Raw genomic sequence first — 18,545 nt, 5'->3', positions numbered from 1 at the left:
CGGCTGTTCGACCGCACCGGCCGCCGCGTGACGCTCACCGAGGCCGGGAAGGTGCTCTTGCCCCACGCCCAGGCCGCGCTGGCCGCGATCCCGCGACGGGGAACGGGCCGTCCGGGACCTGGCGGGCGAGCCCCGGCCCCTGAGCGTCGCCGTCGTGGGAACCCTCGCCGATTCGCACGTCGTCGACGCGCTGCGCGCCTTCGAGGCCCGGTTCCCGGAAACCCCCGTCGACCTGCGGACGGCCACCAGCCGCGAAGTGAGCGTTTTGGTCCGCACCGGTGAGGCGGCCGTGGGCCTGCGCTACTTCCCCGACGTCCATCCAGCGCTGGAGTCCGTCACGCTCGGCGCGGAGCGGCTGGCGATCGTCGCGCCCGCCTCGCACGAGATCACCGAGCGGCACCTCCCGGACCTGGGGCCGCTCAAGGACGAACGCTGGCTCGGTTTCCCGCCCGAACGGCACCAGCCCGACTCGTTCGGCCATCTCCTCCGGCGCCTGCTGGCGTCCGCCGGCGTCGCCGACCCGTCCATCACCCTCATCGACAGCCTCACCGCGCAGAAACGCCTGCTGGAGGCGGGACTCGGGGTGGCGCTCATGCCCGTCGGCGCCATCCGCGAGGAACTGCGCATCGGCAGCCTCCGCACGATCGACGTCCACGGCCTCGCGGCGGAACTCCCCGTCGTGGCCGTCCGCCGGAGGGACGGCCACCAGAGCCCTCTCGCGGCCGCCTTCCTCACCGAGTTGAAGGCCCACACTTCCGAACTGCGGTGAGCGCGCGGCGTCACCAGGTTCCGGGGAACATCCGGTGCTTGAGCACCCTGTCCACGATCTCGGCCACCCCCTTCGCGTCCCCGCACGGAAAAAGGAAGCCGTCGCGTCCCCGCTGAGCATCGTGGTAAGCCCATGAACCGTGAGGAGCGGCGAGGACACTGATGAGCATCCCCACATCGTCGGCCGCCCCGCTGGCATACACCCACAGCAAGGGGGACGGGAGCGGGAACTCGTTCCGTTCGTACAGCCGGAGGCATCTCCAGCCGATCGGCTGGAGCGCCACGACCAGCAGTTCAAGATGTCGCTCCGCCACGTCACGTCCGAGGCGCGTCCGCAGCCGGAGCAGCGGCCTCGGCCTTCCTCGCCAGTCCATTGGCACTCCTCAGACGGTGATGCGCGACCAAACCCACTTACCGTGTGGGTCGGTCCTGTCCACGCCGCACTGGGACGAGAGCGCCTGGACTATCGGCAGGCCCCGCCCGCACGTCCCCTCGTCGTGGCCCGGGTCGAGAGCCTCGGGATCCGGGGTGATGTCGTCCAGTGACAGGTCTGGCGGCGGGTTGGCCACGGGGAGGTCGTCGGAAGAGTCCCAGACCCCGAAGAGGACGCCGCGCGGCTCTCGGGTCAGCCGCACGCTGATCTCACCGTCGGGCGTACTCTTCACCGCGTTGGCGACGAGTTCCCCGACGATGAGGCACATGTCGTCCGCGATCCCGGCCAGGCCCCAGTCCGCCAGCCGGAACTTGACGAGGGTCCGCACCTGCCCGGCGGCCGTCCCGGCGGCGAGGAAGGTCATATCGAGACAGGTTTCCGTGGCGGCCGTCGACATAATGATCACCTCTCCGTGACGACTTCTTCGCTTTCCGTCACAGATTCACACGTCGCGCATTAGCCTCGTGATGTCTCGCGAGAGGACCGAGAGTCACGGAGGAGCGATGGCGACCACCGCCGAGTCGATCGACCCGATGGGCGGGCTCTGGTTTCTTCTGGCCCATGAGCTGCGGGTTTTACGAAAGCAGCAGCGTCTGTCGCAAGCCGCCGTCGGACGGATCGTCGCCGCCGACCACAAGACCATCTCGAATTGGGAGGCCGGTCGGAACCATCCACCGATCGAAGCCCTCCGGATCCTCGATGCCGAGTGGAGGACGGGCGGGCTCCTGGAGGCCCTCAACCACTACGCCAAGACCATGCAGGCCCCGGCCCAGTTCCTCGCCTTCGCGGAGTACGAGGCCCTCGCATCCATGATCCGGATGAACGGGGTGACGTTCGTCCCTGGCCTGCTACAGACGTCCGAGTATGCGCGGGAACTGTTCACCCTTGCGGGGGCCGCCGACGTGGAGGCGGAGGTGGAGCAGCGGATGGCAAGGCAGGCGATCTTCACTCGACCCGACCCGCCGTACATCTCGGTTCTCCTATCAGAGGTCGCCCTCCTCCTCGCCCCGCAAGCCGTCAGACTCGGGCAACTCGAGAAGTTGGAGAAGATCGCCGAACTACCGCATGTCTCACTTCGACTGCTGATGACCGACGCAGGCCCTCAGGAAGGACTCGGAGGCACGTTTCACCTGTTCAGCACCCCAGAGCGAGAAGTCGGGTTCGTCGAGACCCCCGCACGCGGCAGACTGGTGACCGAAATAAGTGACCTGCGTAGACTTGCCGTCGCGTTCGATCGCACGAGCGGGCGCGCACTCTCGCCAGAGGCCACCCGCGCCAAACTTCGAGAAATGACCGAGGCCCAACAGTGACCCAGTGGAAAAAATCCACCCATAGCGCCGATTCCGGACAAGAGGGCTGTGTCGAGTTGGCCCGGCTCTCCCCGTCCGTCGGCGTCCGGGACAGCAAGGCGCCCGAGGCGGGGCATCTCGCCTTGTCACCTGCGGAGCTCGCCGAGCTGGTGGCGCGTGTGAAGCGCGGTGAGCTCGACTTCTGACCGTTCCCGCTGCGTCCCACGCGGCCGGACGCTTCGGGTCTCCGGACGTCGGGACGGTGCGAGCGTCCGCACGCGGGCCCGGGGCCAGCCGAGGACGAGCGGGAGTGCGTCCGCGAGATCGCTCGACGAGCTTCCAGTAGGTGACCGCGTCGACGGTCGGTTCGGAGTCGGCGGGCGTGACCAGCGTGATCAGGACGTCCCTGCGCGTCGGTGACCAGGTGGCACGCCAGGTCGCGGACCGCCAGCCGGTACAGCCGGACGGACGAGCGAAGTCGTCGTCCGGCAGTTCGGCGACCGCCGCACGCAGTGCCGTCCAGGGGCGCGAGAAGAGATCCACCTCGCCACGGTCGCGGCACGGGCTCCGGGCGCTCAGGTGCACCGGCCCCGTCGCTACCCTCCCGTTGTGGACCTGTACTTCGATCCGGTGCCGCTGATCGATGACGTTCGGGATTCGTTCCTCGGGCGATGGGACGACCGGACGTGGCTCAACGTGCCCGGACCGTTCTACGGGGCCGAAACCGACAACTGCTGTACCGGACGACTCCACGCCCCAGAGCTCGTGCTCTATGAAGCGGAGCATTTCACCGAGTACGTCTACCGCCAGCCCCGGACACCGGAAGAGCTCCGGCATCTCGTCGCCGCCGCTGACGAGGAGGTGTTCGCCGGCTACGGCCGTGACGGCGACGAGCACTGGACACCGGCGGCGGTCCGGGAATGGTGGCGGAATCGGGGCCGAATCCGGGAGTATCTCGCCGACCACCAGCATGTGTGGGAAGAGGACGACGCGAAGTCCGGGCAGGGAACGGCCGCGGCTGCCCGAAATTACGCCGCATACATTGACGGTGAACTCGCCGCACACCTGCGGGTCTATCTCTTCTTCCTGGAGGAGCGGCGTTCGCCCGCGCCTGGGGATCGGTTGCCGTTGCTTCAGCGCTCGTGAGCGTCACATTCCGGGTGGCTGCGTCGTCATCACCCGTGAGAAGCCGGGAGACGCACCGAAGGGACGGGGAGACGATGACCGCACGAGCCGAGACGGACGAGGCCGAGATCAGGCGGCGGATCGACCGGCTGGTCGAGGGGCTGCGGAGCAAGGATCTCGAAGCCCTGCGGGAGCTCTACGCGGAGGACCTCGTGTCGTTCGACATCGAGCCGCCGCTGCAGCACTCCGGGGTCGAGGCGAAGCTGAAGAACTGGGCGAACGTGTTCGCGATCTTCGAGGACGTGAATTACGAGCTCCGGGACCTGACGTTCACCGTGGGCGGCGACGTCGCGTTCGGGCACGGCTTCGGGCGGCTCAGCGGCACGCTGGGCACCGGGCAGGCGACGGACGGGATGTGGGTCCGAGTCACGTTCGGGTTCCGGAGGATCGGCGGCGCCTGGCTGATCGCGCACGACCAGGTGTCGGTGCCGGTCGACGTGGTGACCGGTAAGGGGATCACCGGGCTCGACCCCTGACCGGCCGGGCCCGCTGGAGGTGGAGGGCGGCGGCCCCGGTCAGGTAGGTCGCCAGGACCCATGCGGGCAGGGCGGCCGGGGCGTGGAAGTCCGGGCCCGCGAGTGCGATGCCGATCAGGGCCGCCTGCACGCAGGCCACACCGATGACGGTCAGGGCGGTCGGGGCCTTCCGCCAGGACGGACGGGCGGGGCGTTCGGCGCGCGCGAACAGTGCGAGCAGGACGCCGAGGACGGCCAGGAGGCACGCCACCCACGGGGCGCGGAGGGCGTACCACTCGGACGTCCCGATCGGGGGCTGCGGGAAGACGCCCGTGGGGTAGAGCGCGGCGGCGGCGATCACGACGGCCGTCATGTGCCACAGGAAGAGGGTCAGGATCACGGTGCTGACCGCGACGACGGCCGTCCAGGGCCGGGGGCGCTGCAGCCAGCGGTTGCCCCGGTCGTGCAGGAGGACGACCAGGCCCGTCTGGGCGATCGCGAGGGACAGGAGGGCGAGGCTGGGCGGGGCGGTGTTCTGCATCTGCGCGCCCGGCTCGGCGACCATGCTGACCGGGTACGGACCGGCCGTGGTGAGCAGGACGAGTCCGGCGAGTCCGGCGGCGATCAGCGGCGGCCCGGTCCGGGCGGGCAGCCGTCCGTCGTGCCAGGCGAATCCGAGCTGGTGGACGGCGAGCCACATCAGCAGGTAGTTCGCCGTGCCGCCGTGGGGGACGTCCGCGAACACGGCGGCGTCTCCGGCGGCCACCAGGACGAGCAGGACGGCCGGGACGGCGAGGCCCCAGCGGCGGTGCAGCGCGTGCATGACCGGGGTGAGCACGATCATCGGGAGGTAGGCGGCGAGGAACCAGAGCGGGATCGTCGCGAGCCAGACGGCCGTCCCGATCAGGTCCGGTTCGGCGCCGAGGGCGCGGGCCACCGCGGCGGAGGCGGCGATCACGGCGATGAACAGGGTCGTCGGGCGGAGCAGGCGGTCGGCGCGGCCGAGTAGCCAGTCGCGGCGGGGCACGCCGGGCTTCAGGGAGGCGGCGTTGGCGAAGCCGCCGGCGAGGAAGAACACCGGCATGACCTGGAACGCCCAGGAGAGCCACCGGGTCCAGGGGAGGGCGGTGAGGACGTGCTCGCCGCCGAGGCCGCCGTCGTAGGTCACCACGACGGCGAGCCAGTGCCCGATCACGACGAGGACGATCGCGACCGCGCGGACCAGGTCGACCCACCGGTCTCGCTGCGGCGGCGTCCGTTCGGCGAGTCGGCGCAGCATCGCACCGGGAGCATGCCCCCGGCACGGGTGAGCGAATCAGGCGATCCGGGCGGCGCCGCAGTACATCGAGACGTCCTCCACGCGGGGACGGTTCTCCGGCGGCAGGTCGGGCCGCCAGTCGACGACGGACGTGACGCCGGGATCGACGAGGTCGAGGCCGTCGAAGAAGCGGGCGAACTCCTCGCGGGTGCGGAGGCGGAACGGGACGCCGCTGAGGCGGTTCGTCTCGTCGGCCTCGGCGTGCTGCTCGGAGGTGAGGTAGTCGCCGGTGGCGTGCGTGATGACGACGTGGCTGCCGGCCGGGAGCGCGTCGACGAGCCGTGCGACGAGACCGTAGGGGTCCTCGTCGTCGGTGATGAAGTGCATGATCGCGACGAGCATCAGCGCGACCGGACGGGACGGGTCGAGGGTCGCGGCGAGTTCGGGGGCGGCGAGGATCTTCTCGGGGTCGCGCAGGTCGGCGTCGATGTAGGCGGTGCGGCCCTCGGGTGCGCTGGTGAGCAGGGCGCGGGCGTGGACGAGGACGACGGGGTCGTTGTCGACGTAGACGATGCGGGACGCCGGGTCGATGGACTGGGCGACCTCGTGGACGTTGCCCGCCGAGGGGAGACCGGTGCCGATGTCGAGGAACTGCGAGATGCCGGCGTCGCGGGCGAGGTACCGGACGGCGCGGGCCATGAACCGCCGGTTCTCCCGGGCCGCGAGGGCGACGGTCGGGAATCCGGAGGCGACCATGTCGGCCGATTCCCGGTCGACCGCGAAATTGTCCTTGCCGCCCAGCCAGTAGTTGTACCGGCGCGAAGGGTGAGCCTTCGTCGGATCGATCCCCGGTGGAACCGGTTCCATGGGCGCCTCCCGCGAGTTTTGGACCACTTTATTCTGCCCGACTGCACGACCGGCACCCGGATGTCGGGAAATGGTGGCGGCCCCGTCCCCGACCAGGCAAGATCGTCTCGGCAGGGCGCCGACGAGCCGGGAGACAACGCCGTGGACACCTTCTACAGCCCGTTCGACTTCGCGATCCAGGACGACCCTTACCCGGTGTACGCGCGGCTGCGCGAAGAGTCGCCGGTATACCGGAATGACAAGGACGATTTCTGGGCCCTGTCCCGGCATGTGGACGTCATTACGGCGCTGAAGGACGCGAATCGTTTCTCCAGCGTTAACGGGTTGCGGCTGGAGCCCGCTTTCTGGGGTCCGGAGGCGGAGCGGTTCTTCTCGTTCGTCGCGATGGACCCGCCCCGGCACACCCGGATGCGCGGACTGGTGTCGCGGGCGTTCACGGCCCGGCGCGTCCAGGAGCTGGAGCCGCGCATCCGGGAGATCGCGCGGGAGTGCATGCGCCCGCACGTCGAGGGCGGCACGTTCGACATGATGACCGACTTCGCGGCGCGGTTCCCCACGGACGTGATCTCCGAGCTGGTCGGGGTGCCGGAGGCCGACCGCGGGAAGGTCCGCGACCTCGGCATGGCGATCATGTACCGGGCCGAGGAGGGCGACGACCTGCCGCCGGAGGCGCTGCAGGCGATCGGCGCGCTCGTCGGGTACTACACCGAGCTGACGATCGAGCGGGGCCGGGAGCGCCGGGACGACCTGCTGTCGGGCCTGCTCGACGCGTCCGAGGGCGCCGACCGGCTGACCCCCGAGGAGATCGTCGGGGTGCTGATCCTGCTGGTGGGGGCGGGCATCGAGACGACGATGCTGCTGCTCGGCAACGCGTGGCACGCGGCGTGGCGGCACCCGGAGGCGCGGGCCGCGGCGTTCGGCGGGCGGATCCCGGACTGGATCGAGGAGACGCTGCGCTGGGATTCCCCGACGCAGGCGATCGCGCGGACGACCACCGAGGACGTCGAGCTGCACGGCACGACGATCCCGGCGGACGCGCGGATCCTGCTGCTGACCGGGTCCGCGAACCGCGACCCCCGCGTGTTCGACGACCCCGATCGGTTCGACCTCGACCGCGACACGAGCGCGTCGCTGGCGTTCGGGAACGGCCGCCACCACTGCCTGGGGGCGAACCTCGGACGGCTGGAGGCCCGGATCGCCCTCGAGGAGATCACCGGGCTCGTCGCCGACTTCGAGATCGACGAGGCGAACGCCCGGCGCGTCCGCTCGTCCAACGACCGGGGGTTCGAGTCCCTGCCGTCCCGCGTGACCCGCCGCCGCTGACGGGTCGCACCCGCCGCGGGCGGCCGCCGCGAGGCGGCCGCCCGCGGCTTTTCCATGTCCACCGGCGGCCGGAAGCGGTTCGGAAGCGGTTTCGTGCTTTCGGCGTAAGCCGGCCCGCCGGTCTGCTGTTGGTCGTAACGATCCCCGGTATCTGGGAGGAACCGATGAACGACCAGCGGCAGAACGACCTGGCGGCGCGGCTGCTCGCCGTCTCCGCGGCGGGCGCGGCCCCGCTGACGGTGTCCGGCGAGACGGGCGAGGCGCGGTCGGTGGCCGACCGCGTCCGCGGCGTCCGGGCCGCCGCGCCCGAGCGGGGCCGCGGCTCCTGCAGCAGCCCGTGGAACAGCTGGAGCGACTGACCCGCCGCACGTCCGTGAAGCCGGGGGTCTCGCCGGCCCGCGCCTCCGTGCGCGCCGACTCCCGGCTTCCGGGGGACGCCGCGGCCGCCCGGCCGCGGCGTCCCGCACCGATCGAGAACGGTGGTCGTCCATGCTTCTGCCCGGCCTCACCCTGAACGTCGAGTCCGACCTGTTCCAGCCCTCCGACCTCGAGATCAGCCCGGGTGTCCGCCGCCTGCCGGACGCCCCGGGCGCCCCCGCCGCGAGCACCGCCCGGACGGCCCGTCCGTCCTGGCGCCCGCTGACCCCCCGGGAAACCGCGACGCTCCGCCCGGCGGTGCCGCACGTCGGGGCGCCGCACGAACGGCTCACGGTGTTCGACATCGGCGCCGCGACGCTGGCGGCGTGCCGCGCGGAGGTGCTGCCGCCGCTCGCCGGGGACGGACCGGACGCGCTCGCGGGGGCCGTCCGGACGTCCCGGGACCGCGTGCTGGAGGTGCTGACGCGCCGCACCGGGTTCGTCTGCGACCGGGTCCGGACGGCCGACGCGGTGGTGCACGCGCCCGGACGGCCGTCGACGGCGTTCAACTACGACGAGGGGGTCTACATGGGCCTGCACATCGACAACCAGCAAGCACTCCCGCTGGACGAGCGGGACCGGTCGTTCCTGCTGGCGTCCGTCAACATCGGCTTCCGCGAGCGGTACCTGCAGTTCGTGAACCTGCGGGTGCGCGACCTCATGGCGATGGTCGAGAAGTCCGGGCGCGAGGTCCCGAAGACGGCGCGCGCGCTGAAGAACGCCTTCTTCGACGCCTGCCCCGACTACCCGGTGCTGCGCGTGACGCTGCGCCCCGGACAGGCGTACCTGGTGAACACACAGGACGTCCTGCACGACGGCGCGACGAACGACCAGGGCATGCCGGACGTGTCGCTGCTGATGTCGAACGATCTCTCGGCGGCCCGCCGATGAGCCGCCCGGCGGACCCCCGGACCGACCGTCCGGCCGCTCCCCCGACGCCCCCTCCGACGGTCCGGCCGACGGACCTCCCGACGCCCCCTCCACCGAGCCGCGCCCCAGCCCACCCGACCGACCGTCCGGCAAACCCCCCAACCGACCGCCCGGCAAACCACCCGGCAAACCACCCCACCGACCGTCCCGGCGGCATCGTGCGGCAGCTCGTCTTGCAGGCCACCGGGTTCTGCAACATCGACTGCGCGTACTGCTACCTCCCCGACCGGTCGACGCGGACGCTGATGACGCCCGAGGTCGTGGCCGCGACGGCGCGCGCGCTCGCGGCGTCCGGGCGGCTCGGGGACGAGCTGGAGGTGCGCTGGCACGCGGGCGAGCCGCTCACCGCGCCGCGCGCCCTCTACGCGACGGCCAACGAGATCCTGCGGGAGACGCTCGACACCGAGCTGCGGTTCTCCGTGCAGACGAACGGGCTGCTGCTCGACGACGCGTGGTGCGGGTTCCTCGCGCGCGAGGGCGTCCGGGTCGGGGTGAGCCTGGACGGTCCGGCGATCGTGCACGACGCGTACCGGCGGACGCGCGCGGGCGGGGGCACGCACGCGCGGGCGATGAAGGGCGTCGCGCGGCTGGCGGAGGCCGGGATCCCGTTCGACGTCATCTCGGTGATCACGCCCGTCACGCTCGCGCACCGGGACGCGTACCTGGAGTTCATGGCCGGGCTGCGGCCCCGCTCGGTGGGGCTGAACCCGGAGGAGACCGAGGGCGGGAACGTGTCCACGCTGCACGGTTCGGCGGGGTTCGGGGCCGGGTACCGCGACTTCCTGCGGGCGGTGGCGGCCTGGTCGGACGGGACGGGCGTGCCGGTGCGGGAGCTGGTGAACATGCGGGACCACGTGCTGGTCCACGACCTGCCGGTCGGGAACACGCAGTGCGAGCCGTACGCGATCCTGACGGTCGGGGCGGGCGGCGACGTCGCGTCGTTCTCCCCGAGCTGCTGGGCTGGAGGAGCGGCGACCACGGCGACTTCGTGCTCGGCAACGTGCTGGAGGACGGCTTCGACCTGGACCGCGTCCGGCCGGGGTTCGCGCGGCTGGCGGCGGAGGTGGCGCGGGGCCGCCGCAACTGCGCGCGGACGTGCGAGTACTTCGCGCTGTGCGGGGGCGGGGCGCCCGCGAACAAGTGGGCGGAGCACGGCTCGTTCACCGGCACGGACACCGCGTTCTGCGCGCTCGCCGTCAAGGCGGTCGCGGACGTGGTGCTGGACGGACTCGAGCCCGCGTGACCGACGCGATGCGGGTGACGGTGCACGGCTGGTGCGAGGTGCCGGAGGAGCGGATCGCCGCGATCGTCCGCTCGGGTCGGGCCGGGTCACTGACCGGCGCGCACGGGCAGTTCGTGATCGCGGTGGACGAGGACGACCGGGTGACGCTGATCGCCGGACGGTCCGGCGCGGTCGTCCACGTGTACGACACGTGCGGGACGCTCGCGCACGGCGGGTGCGTCGGGGACGCCCTGGACGCGGCCGGGCGGGGCCTGCGGTGGAACGTCGAGGCGGTCGCCGACTACCTGCGGTTCGGCCATCTGCTGGGTGACGCGTCGCTCGACGCGGGGTTGCGGACGGTCCCGGCGGGCGCGGTCGTCACGCTGACCCGGGACGGCCACCGGGTGGCCGTCCCGGATCCGCCGCCCGCGCCGGAGCCCTCCCCGGACGGGGCGGTGGACGCGCTGCGCGGCGCCGTGGCGCGGGCGGCCGGGACGGGCGGGTGCGCGCTGTCGATGTCGGGCGGGCTGGACGCGCGGCTGCTGCTCGCCGCGCTGCTGGCGGGCGGGCACCGGCCGCACCTGCTGATCTCCGGGGTGCCCGGCTCGTTCGACCGGGAGGTCGCGACCGGGATCGCCCGGACGCTCGGGCTGCCGCACACGGTGCGGGCGGTGCCGGCGGCGGCGCTGGACGCGGGCGCGGACCGGATCGCATGGCGCACGAGCGGGCTGCTGCCCGTGACGAACTGGGCGGGGATGGCGCACCTGGCGGAGGACCCGCCGGACGTGCCCGTCCTGCTCGGCTACCACGGCGAGTACGCCCGCCCGTACTACCTGCCCGCGCGGGGACGGGCGGCGGCGCGGGCGGCGCGGCGGCCCGCGCGCGACGCCGCGGAGCTGCTCGCGCGCCGCTTCCCCGACCCGTTCCGGCCCGCCGAGCACGCCCGGCTCGTCCCGGAGCTGGGCGCGGCCCTCGCCCCGGACGCGGCCCGCGCCCGGCTCGCCGCCGTACTGCCCGCGCGGGGGAGCCTCGGCGCGGCGGCGGGCGAGTTCTTCCGCGCCCAGTACGGCCACCACAAGATCGGCGCGAACCTCGCCGCCCTCGGCGACCGCGTCCACTGGCGGGTGCCGCTGCTCGACCCCGCCTGGACCGGCGCCGTCGCCGCGCTGCCGTACCGGTGGCGGCTCGGCGACCGGTGGCACCGGTACGCGATCGGACGGCTGTGCCCGCGGCTGCTCGACCACCCGGAGGAGGGGTACGGGGCCCGGACGGCGCGGCGCCCGCCCGTCCGGTACCGGACGCGCGGGCCGCGCCCGCCCGAAGGCCCGTTCTACGTGGACCGTTCCGCGTTCCTCGCGGGGCCGGTTCCGGACGGCGCGGTGCGGCGCGCCGGGCGCGGGCTGGACGGGCTGCTCGACCCCGCGGCGGCCGCCGCCCTGCTCGCGCGGGACGCCGACCGGCTCGCCCGCCCGCACCTGTGCTTCGCACTCGACGCGCTCGCCCGGTGGCGCGGCCACGACGCCTGACGGGAACGCTGTAGTCGATCATGCGGTTTCGTTAGGCTTGTCCGCCTACGTGCGGGCAGGGTCGGGCAGCAGCGTCGGGCGAGAGCGGGCGGTCGAATGAGCGAACCTGAGCCGGGCGGGTTCCGGCTGACACTGCTCGGCCGGACGGTCGTCGAGGCGGGCGGGCGCCGGGTGCGGCCCGCGCCGCTGACCGCCGCCGTCCTGATCCGGCTGGCCGTCGCGGGCGACGAGGCCGTCACCGTGGACGAGCTGTACCGCGACGTGTGGGATCCCGCGGCGCGGACCGTCCGCCGCGAGGACCGGGTCAGCGTGCAGAAGCGCATCCTGGAGCTGCGGCGGCTGCTGGACCCCGGCCGTCCCGGCGAGACGTCCACGGTGCTGAGCACCGAGCGCGGCCGCGTCTCGGCGTACCGGCTGCACCTGGCGCCCGCGCAGGTCGACGTGCTCGAGTTCCACGACCTGGTGCGGCGGGCGCAGCACACCGACGCGGCGACCGCCGCCGAGCTGCTCGCCCGCGCGCTGTCGCTGTGGGGCGGGCGCCCGCTGTTCGACGCCGAGGACCGCGCGTTCGCGGCGGAGCCGATCCGCCGGCTGCACCTGTGGCACGGGTCGGCGCGCCGCGACCTCGTCGACGTCTACGCCGACCTCGGCCGCCCGCGCGCGGCGCTGGACGTCGCCGTCCCGCTCGCCGCCGAACGCCCCGACGACGCCGAACTCGCCGCGACCGTCGCGGCGCTGCGCGGGCGGCTGCGGGCCCGCACCGCCGGGCTGCTGCGCCGCGACTTCGCCGCGCCGCCGACGTCGGTGGTCGTCACGTCCGGGGACCTGTTCACCGAGGACGACGCCCACCTCGTCGCCGGGTTCACCGACACCTTCGACACCGCGACCGACGGCGACCTCGTCATCAACGCGGGAAGCGTCCAGGGCCAGCTCCTCCACCGGCTCTACGGCGGCGACCGGACCCGCCTCGACCGCGACCTGCGCGGCGCGCTGCACGGCCTGGAGCCCGTCGCGGTCGAGAAGCGCTCCGCGAAGCGGCACGGCAAGCTGGCGCGCTACCCGCTCGGGACGGTCGTGCCGCTGCGGCGCGGCGGACGGCTGGTGTTCGCGGCGGCCTACGCGCGGATGGGCAACGACCTGGTCGCCCGGTCGAGCCTGCCGGAGCTGCGGGCGGCGCTGCGGCGGCTGTGGGCGGCGGTCGAGACGCACGGGCAGCGGCGGCCCGTCGCGCTGGCCCTGCCGGGCACCGGGCTGTCGCGCGTCGACCGTCCCTTCGACGAGCTGTTCGCCGCGCTCGTCGACTCGTTCCTCGACGCGTCCCGGAACGGTCCGATCGCGTCGCAGCTGCGCGTGGTGGTGCCGCCCGCGGACGTGGAGCGGTACCCGCTCGAGCGCATGGCGGCGTACCTGCACGCCCTGCCCGACCGGCCGCACGCCGTGACCGGGCCGGCCGACCGGGCCGGCTGACCGAGAGGGAGTGATCGCCCGTGCCGTCCACGGCGGGACCGCGCAGGGCGCGGCGCAAAGCGGACATGGTGCTGCGGGAGGTGCCCGGCCGGGAGCTTCCGGCGGACGCCTGGCCGCGCGTCGCGGAGCTGGTCGAGGCGCTCGGCCGCGCCCTCGGCGGACCCGACCCGGACGCGGTCCTGCGGGCCGCCGCCGGGCTGGCCGCCGCGTCCGCGCCCCGCGTCACCCGGATCCGGGGCGGCGACCCGCCCGTCCCGTGCCCGCCCGCCGTGCGCGAGCGGGTGAACGTGCTCGTCCACGAGCTGTCGCGCTGGGACGAGGCCCCGGCCGTCCCCGGCGCCGACGGCGGCGCGGGCCCCGGATTCGCGCCCGGCGGGGCCCGGGAGCGCTGACCGATGCCCCCGGACGTGCACGCCGAGCTGGTCGTCCACCTGTTCGCGCCCGCCGACGGGCCCCGCGCCCCGCACGCGTTCCGCGCGCTGCGCGACCTGTGGGACGGCGCCCGGCACCTGTTCCGCATGGACGACCCGATCCCCGGCACCGGGCTCCCCCGCGACCCGCCGGACGACGCGTCCACCGGCGGGGAGCGGCCGCTGGCGGCGCGGGAGAACCCCGACGACGACTACCAGGCCGTCCTGCGCCGCCACCACGACGCGTTCGTCCTGTCCGTGGCGCTGGCGCCCCGGCTCGGCGGCACCGGCGGGCCCGCCGCGGACGCGCCCGGCTGGGGCGACCTCGACCGCTGGTGGAGCGCGCTCGCGGCGGGCCGCACCGGGGACCTGCTCGGCGAGGCGCGCGTGTACCTCGCGACCGGCCCCGGCCTCGACCCCGCCGCCGCGCCCGCCCTCCCGCCGCCGGACGCCGGGACGCGCCGTCCGGCCGGGCCCGGCGCGACCGTGCGGGAACGCCTCGGGGTGTGGGACCTCTCCGCCGGCGGCGACGACCGCGCCCGCCGCGACCTGCTGGTCACCGGCGGCCCGGACGCCGGGGAGGAGTTGAGCGCCCTGGCCTGGTCCGCCGGGCACCCGGCCGTCCCGCCGCTCGGCCGGTACCTGCTGCACGCCGCCAAGCTCCGGTACGAGCTGCGCGTGTGGAACCGCGACGGCCGCGTCCGGGAGCTGCTCGCCGCCGTCGAGGACGGGACGGTCGCGGGCGCGCGGGCCCGCGCGGCGGTCGCCGAGCTGCGGGCGCTGCGCCGGACCGTCGAGATCGCCGACGCGAACATGGGCCGCGCCCTCGACGCGGCGGGCGCCGCGACCGCCGGCCCGTTCGCCGACGACCGCGACCTCGCGCGCTGGCTCCTCGACTCGCTCGACGACGCGTCCGGCTACCTGGAGGCCGCCGCCGACCGCGCCGACCACCTCGCCGCCGCCGCACCGCCGCCCGCCGCACCGCCGCCCGCCGCGCCCGCCGCCGCCGCACCGCCGCCCGCCGCGCCCGCCGTCGAGGACGTCCCGCGCACGCCCGCCGCCGGTCCTCCGGAGGACGCGTCGCGGGGCGTGTTCGTCGTGCACGGACGGGACACGCGCGTGCGGGACGGGATGTTCGCGTTCCTGCGCGCCTGCGGGCTCGAACCGTACGAGTGGGAGACGCTCGTCGCGCGGACGGGCGAGACCGGCCCGTACCTCGGCGAGGTCGTCGTCCAGGGCATCGCCCGCGCGCAGGCGGTCGTGGTCCTGCTGACACCGGACGACAGCGTCCGGCTCGACCCCCGGCTGCGGAACCCCGACGAGGACCCGTTCGAGCTCGGCTTCTCCGGGCAGGCCCGCCCCAACGTGCTCGTGGAGCTCGGGATGGCGCTCGCGCTGTGCCCGGAACGCACGATCCTGCTCCACGCGGGCTCGCAGCGTCCCATCGCCGACCTGGGCGGACGCAACTTCATCCGGCTCTCCGACGGGACGGAGTGCCGCGACAAGATCCGCGGCCGGCTGCGCGCCGCCGGATGCCCGGTCGGCGGCGGTCAGGACTGGCTCACCGCCGGAACCCTCACCTCCCCCACGACCCACCCGCAGAGCTGACCGCGCCGGGACCGCCGGAAGCGGAACGGAAGCGGTCTGGAAGCGGAACGGAGCGCTTTCGTCTCTTTCCGGGGAAGCGGCGCCCCGGTTCTCCTGGTATCGGCCCGAACTGGCGGGTCGACACCAGGAGATGGGGGCCGCCGCATGGTGGACTGGAACAAGTGGGCCGGCATCGCCACCGACGTGCTCACGACCACCGCGTTCGCCGTGGTCGTGGAGAACTGGCTCAAGATGGACGACACGACCGCCTACCACGCCATCCGCGAGTACGTCACCACCAAGCCGACCGCCGAGCTCGACCGGATGGACGCCGTCCTCGCCGAACTCGCGGCGAACACCGTGAACCGGGAGCGCGCGGCGCGCCTCGTGCGCTTCTACGCGATGCTGAAGGTCGCCGAGACCGTCTACTACGACGAGTTCCGCGGTTTCCCCGCCTGACCTGCCCGTACCTTCCGAGACCAGCGGCCGTCCCGCCCCCACCCGCGGGGCGAGGCGGCCGCCACCCGGGGTGCAGGCTGACCGCCGGTCAGCCGTCGTCCAGGGCGGCGCGGACGGCGGCGAGGCGTTCGGCCAGCTCGGGGTGCGCCTCCCGTAGCTCGTGCAGTTCCGAGCGGGCGTCCAGCAGCTGCGACCAGACGATGTTGCGGCCCCGCTCGGCGAGCGCGAGGGCGTGCGCGGGATCGCCGGCCGCGAGCGCGCAGGCCGCCGCGTCCGAGCCGACGCCCGGCCAGTCCTCGAGCCGGTCGCGGCGGGTGTCGCCGTGGAGGCCGTGCCAGGCGACCGTCGGCAGCAGGTCGACGGCGGCGGCGTAGCCGGTGAGGGCGTCGCGGGCGTCGCCGAGCGCGGTCGCCAGCACGCCCCAGCGGACGGCCGCGCCGACCCGCATGGTGACCGGGGCGGTCGCGGCGGCGACGACGGTCCGGGCGTGCGCGAGCGCGACGAGCCGGTCGTCCTCGGCGCCGGTGGCGGCGCCCCGGTCGCGCAGGGCGCTGCTGAGCCGGTCGAGCGCGGGAACCGCACGGGGATCCCCGGCGGGCACCGACGCCGCCGCCTCCTCGGCGGCCTCGACGGCGAGTTCGAGGTCGGGCGCGTGCCCGGTGGCGCGGTACCGGGCGGTGAGGAGGGAGCTGAGGTTCACGAGCCACCCGGCTCGGTCGGCGGGATGCCCCGTCGCCGCGTCCACCGCCTGCGCCGCCACGTCCACCGCCTCGTCGAGGACGGACGCCCCGTCCGCCCCGTCCGTCCCGTCCGCGGCGCCGAGTTCGTGGCGGGCGCGGAGGAGCAGCGCGCGGTGGGCGAGGGTGGAGACGCGGGCGCGGTGCCACTCCGGGACGATCCGCAGGGCCGCGTCGTTGCAGGCCAGCGCGATGTCGAGCAGCTTCGGGTCGCCGGTGCGCCGGTGCATCCGCGCGTACGCGGTCTCGGCGTGCCCGAGGTAGAGCAGCCGGTCGGCGTGGCCCTCCGGGCACAGCTCCACGGCGAGCCCGGCATGGACGAGCGCCTCGTCGGCGTCGGACGGCTCGCCCCACCGGTCGTACCGGTCGAGCAGCGCCGCCGCGAGCGCGGCGTGCGCCCCGACCGCGGCCGTCCCGCGCTCCCCGCGCCCTCGACCGCCTCCCGGGCGGCCTCGACGGCCCGGCCGAGGGCGTCCGCCGGACCGCCGAGGCCCGCCCAGCCGCGCAGCGCGATGGACAGGTTCGCCAGCCGGACCGGGCGGCGCCCGTCCGCACCGCCCGCGGCGACCGCCGCCTCGCACGCGGCCACCGCCTCCGCCGCCGCGGTCCCGTCCGCGACGCCGTCCGCCACCGGGTCGACGAGCACGGCCGCGAGACCGGCGGCCAGGGCGGCCCCGTCGCCCGGCCCGGCCCCGGCGCGCACCGCCCGGCGGGCCAGCTCGGCGGCGCGGCGCGCGTCGGCGCCGCCGCCGGTCACCTCGCGGGCCCGTCCGGCCAGCGCCAGCGCGAGGTCGATCAGCAGCACGCCGGCCTTCGGGTGGTCCGCGCCGATGCGGGCGGTCGCCTCCTCCCCCGCCGCGACGGCCAGGTCGATCGCCTGCCGGGCGCCGGTCGCCTCGAACCACAGCCGCAGCGCCGTGCCCTGCACGTCGAGGGCCGCGGACAGGACGTCCTCGTCCGGCGGGAGGTCGCTCCGGTCGCCGAGCGACGCGCGCGCCAGGTGGACGGCGCGGCGCGCCACCGCGGCCGCCTCCGGCAGGTCGTCCGCCGTGCCGTGCGCGTCGGCCTGCAGGACCAGCGCCGTCGCGTACAGGACGAGCGCCGCGGGCCGGAACGCGTGGTCGCGCGGGACGGCCCGCGCGGCGAGGCCCGCGTACCAGACCGCCCGCACGAGTCCCTCGCCGCCCGCCTCCAGGTGGGCGTGCGCGGCGGCCGCGAGCCGCATCGGGCGCTCCGGGTGGCCGTGCGGGGTGGCGGAGACGACCTGCTCGAACAGGTCCCGGGCCCGGTCGCCGCCCGCCCGGTCGCCGGTCCGCGCGGCGTCCCCGAGCAGCCGGACCGCGTCCGCGAGGGTCCGCGCAGTCCGCCGTTCCGTCCACCGCAGCCGGGGGGCGGGCGGGGACGCCGCGGATCCGCCGGGCTCGGGGCGCCGGGCGCGCAGGCGTTCGGCCAGCCGGGCGGCGGGCGTTCCGACGGCGGCAGCGGCCAGCGCCGTGCCCGAGACCGCGCACTCGGTGCGCAGCCCGCGCAGGAGGTGCTCGGTGCCCAGGCTGCCCGCCGGGTCCCCGGGCGGCGGGTCGATGCCCGTTCCGGCCTCGTGGTACACCGCCAGCGCCAGTGCCCGCCACGACCCGTCCGACAGCCCGAGGGTCGTCCCGGCGGGGCGCGGGGCGGCATGCGCCGGCAGGAGCGACAGCGCGTCCAGGTCGTCCGCGAGGGCGAGGAGCAGGTCGTCCGGCTCCACCTCGGTCCCGCCGCGTCCTTGGGCGAAGTCGGCGGCGCGCACCACCACCCGCCGCACGTCCGGGCCGCACCGCTCGGCCGTACCGCCCAGGCCGTCGATCAGCGACGCGAGCGTCAGCGCGCGCCGCTGGTGCCGGACGTCGAGGCGGCCCTCCTCCAGCAGCGCGATCAGCAGGTGCGCGTCCGCGATCAGCGGGTGCCGCAGCCGGTCCCGGACGGACGCCGCGACGTGCAGCGCGCGGCGCGCGTCCGGGCCCAGCGGCGCGTACCCGGCCGGGGCGCGGGACGGCGGCGGGCCGTCGAGCACGTCCGCGAGGATCCGCGCGGGCCGTCCGTCCCCGGCGCGCAGCCCCCACAGCAGATGGTCGCAGCCGGTCGCGTCCGCTCCCGCCGCCCCGGCGATGCCGTAGGCGGCGTCGATCGCGGCCTGCGCGGTCTCGTCGTAGCGGTCCCCGTCGGGCATGGCCGC

Annotated in this window: 20 protein-coding genes and 2 pseudogenes; 15 read left to right on the top strand and 7 right to left on the bottom strand. The window is 74.9% G+C overall.

Features of this window, described 5'->3' with window-relative positions:
* Nucleotides 1-154 precede the first annotated feature (154 nt).
* On the top strand, nucleotides 155-769 hold the full coding sequence (locus F7P10_RS29285; protein ID WP_176611698.1) for a substrate-binding domain-containing protein: 615 nt from the start codon (nucleotides 155-157) through the stop codon (nucleotides 767-769).
* 10 nt (nucleotides 770-779) lie between these two features.
* On the opposite strand, the gene F7P10_RS29280 is transcribed toward F7P10_RS29285, so the two are convergent.
* Nucleotides 780-1,142, bottom strand: a complete 363-nt coding sequence (locus tag F7P10_RS29280) for a hypothetical protein (RefSeq protein WP_151014156.1) — start codon at nucleotides 1,140-1,142, stop codon at nucleotides 780-782.
* A 9-nt stretch (nucleotides 1,143-1,151) separates the two neighbouring features.
* The gene (locus F7P10_RS29275; RefSeq protein ID WP_151014154.1) at nucleotides 1,152-1,598 is read right to left on the bottom strand and encodes an ATP-binding protein; all 447 of its coding nucleotides are present in this window, start codon (nucleotides 1,596-1,598) and stop codon (nucleotides 1,152-1,154) included.
* Nucleotides 1,599-1,704: 106 nt separating this feature from the next.
* On the opposite strand from F7P10_RS29275, the gene F7P10_RS29270 reads away from it, so the two are divergent.
* Complete coding sequence (locus tag F7P10_RS29270; protein ID WP_176611697.1) at nucleotides 1,705-2,511, top strand: helix-turn-helix transcriptional regulator; 807 nt, start codon at nucleotides 1,705-1,707, stop codon at nucleotides 2,509-2,511.
* The gene (locus F7P10_RS29265; protein ID WP_151014150.1) at nucleotides 2,508-2,696 is read left to right on the top strand and encodes a DUF397 domain-containing protein; all 189 of its coding nucleotides are present in this window, start codon (nucleotides 2,508-2,510) and stop codon (nucleotides 2,694-2,696) included. The genes F7P10_RS29270 and F7P10_RS29265 overlap by 4 nt, the downstream gene beginning before the upstream one ends.
* 127 nt (nucleotides 2,697-2,823) lie before the next feature.
* Here F7P10_RS29265 and F7P10_RS44725 read toward each other — a convergent pair.
* Nucleotides 2,824-3,033, bottom strand: a pseudogene (locus F7P10_RS44725) (maleylpyruvate isomerase N-terminal domain-containing protein); the annotation flags it as partial.
* A 66-nt stretch (nucleotides 3,034-3,099) separates the two neighbouring features.
* Between F7P10_RS44725 and F7P10_RS29255 the strand changes: the two are divergent.
* The gene (locus F7P10_RS29255; RefSeq protein WP_151014148.1) at nucleotides 3,100-3,636 is read left to right on the top strand and encodes a ferredoxin; all 537 of its coding nucleotides are present in this window, start codon (nucleotides 3,100-3,102) and stop codon (nucleotides 3,634-3,636) included.
* A 74-nt stretch (nucleotides 3,637-3,710) separates the two neighbouring features.
* Complete coding sequence (locus F7P10_RS29250; RefSeq protein ID WP_151014146.1) at nucleotides 3,711-4,151, top strand: nuclear transport factor 2 family protein; 441 nt, start codon at nucleotides 3,711-3,713, stop codon at nucleotides 4,149-4,151.
* Here the strand turns inward: F7P10_RS29250 and F7P10_RS29245 are convergent.
* Both F7P10_RS29245 and F7P10_RS29240 read right to left on the bottom strand, forming a co-directional pair.
* Nucleotides 4,132-5,409 carry an acyltransferase gene (locus tag F7P10_RS29245; protein ID WP_151014144.1) on the bottom strand — a complete coding sequence of 426 codons (1,278 nt, stop codon included), beginning with the start codon at nucleotides 5,407-5,409 and terminating at the stop codon, nucleotides 4,132-4,134. The genes F7P10_RS29250 and F7P10_RS29245 overlap by 20 nt on opposite strands.
* A gap of 36 nt (nucleotides 5,410-5,445) precedes the next feature.
* Entirely contained in the window at nucleotides 5,446-6,255 is an 810-nt protein-coding gene (locus F7P10_RS29240) for an SAM-dependent methyltransferase (RefSeq protein ID WP_151014142.1), read from the bottom strand.
* 141 nt (nucleotides 6,256-6,396) lie between these two features.
* Here F7P10_RS29240 and F7P10_RS29235 point away from each other — a divergent pair, with 141 nt between their 5' ends.
* The 10 genes and pseudogenes from F7P10_RS29235 (at nucleotide 6,397) to F7P10_RS29200 (ending at nucleotide 15,596) form a co-directional block, all read left to right on the top strand.
* Nucleotides 6,397-7,578, top strand: a complete 1,182-nt coding sequence (locus F7P10_RS29235) for a cytochrome P450 (RefSeq protein WP_151014140.1) — start codon at nucleotides 6,397-6,399, stop codon at nucleotides 7,576-7,578.
* 164 nt (nucleotides 7,579-7,742) lie between these two features.
* Nucleotides 7,743-7,937 carry a hypothetical protein gene (locus tag F7P10_RS29230; protein ID WP_151014138.1) on the top strand — a complete coding sequence of 65 codons (195 nt, stop codon included), beginning with the start codon at nucleotides 7,743-7,745 and terminating at the stop codon, nucleotides 7,935-7,937.
* Nucleotides 7,938-8,067: 130 nt separating this feature from the next.
* Nucleotides 8,068-8,886 (top strand): hypothetical protein, encoded by an 819-nt coding sequence (locus F7P10_RS29225; protein ID WP_151014136.1) that lies wholly within the window; start codon nucleotides 8,068-8,070, stop codon nucleotides 8,884-8,886.
* Nucleotides 8,883-9,536, top strand: a pseudogene (locus tag F7P10_RS45535) (radical SAM protein); the annotation flags it as partial. The gene F7P10_RS29225 and the pseudogene F7P10_RS45535, both read left to right, overlap by 4 nt.
* Nucleotides 9,537-9,913: 377 nt before the next feature.
* Complete coding sequence (locus tag F7P10_RS44715; RefSeq protein WP_254716080.1) at nucleotides 9,914-10,168, top strand: hypothetical protein; 255 nt, start codon at nucleotides 9,914-9,916, stop codon at nucleotides 10,166-10,168.
* The gene (locus F7P10_RS44710; RefSeq protein WP_254716079.1) at nucleotides 10,165-11,673 is read left to right on the top strand and encodes a hypothetical protein; all 1,509 of its coding nucleotides are present in this window, start codon (nucleotides 10,165-10,167) and stop codon (nucleotides 11,671-11,673) included. The genes F7P10_RS44715 and F7P10_RS44710 overlap by 4 nt, the downstream gene beginning before the upstream one ends.
* A gap of 96 nt (nucleotides 11,674-11,769) precedes the next feature.
* Nucleotides 11,770-13,140: a macro domain-containing protein gene (locus tag F7P10_RS29215; protein WP_151014132.1), complete on the top strand. Its 1,371-nt coding sequence runs from the start codon at nucleotides 11,770-11,772 to the stop codon at nucleotides 13,138-13,140.
* Nucleotides 13,141-13,160: 20 nt separating this feature from the next.
* A complete protein-coding gene (locus F7P10_RS29210) occupies nucleotides 13,161-13,532 on the top strand; it encodes a CATRA system-associated protein (protein ID WP_151014130.1) in 372 nt (123 codons plus the stop codon).
* 3 nt (nucleotides 13,533-13,535) lie between these two features.
* Nucleotides 13,536-15,158: a CATRA conflict system CASPASE/TPR repeat-associated protein gene (locus tag F7P10_RS29205; protein WP_151014128.1), complete on the top strand. Its 1,623-nt coding sequence runs from the start codon at nucleotides 13,536-13,538 to the stop codon at nucleotides 15,156-15,158.
* A gap of 144 nt (nucleotides 15,159-15,302) precedes the next feature.
* Nucleotides 15,303-15,596 (top strand): hypothetical protein, encoded by a 294-nt coding sequence (locus F7P10_RS29200; protein ID WP_151014126.1) that lies wholly within the window; start codon nucleotides 15,303-15,305, stop codon nucleotides 15,594-15,596.
* An 88-nt stretch (nucleotides 15,597-15,684) separates the two neighbouring features.
* On the opposite strand, the gene F7P10_RS29195 is transcribed toward F7P10_RS29200, so the two are convergent.
* Together F7P10_RS29195 and F7P10_RS29190 are read right to left on the bottom strand one after the other, a co-directional pair.
* Complete coding sequence (locus tag F7P10_RS29195; RefSeq protein ID WP_151014124.1) at nucleotides 15,685-16,356, bottom strand: hypothetical protein; 672 nt, start codon at nucleotides 16,354-16,356, stop codon at nucleotides 15,685-15,687.
* Nucleotides 16,293-18,539 carry a Clp protease N-terminal domain-containing protein gene (locus F7P10_RS29190; protein WP_151014122.1) on the bottom strand — a complete coding sequence of 749 codons (2,247 nt, stop codon included), beginning with the start codon at nucleotides 18,537-18,539 and terminating at the stop codon, nucleotides 16,293-16,295. Before F7P10_RS29190 ends, F7P10_RS29195 begins: the two co-directional genes overlap by 64 nt.
* Nucleotides 18,540-18,545: the final 6 nt, after the last annotated feature.

The sequence above is a fragment of the Actinomadura sp. WMMB 499 genome (assembly GCF_008824145.1).
GTDB lineage: Bacteria > Actinomycetota > Actinomycetes > Streptosporangiales > Streptosporangiaceae > Spirillospora.
This window is presented reverse-complemented; position numbering and strand designations above follow the sequence as displayed.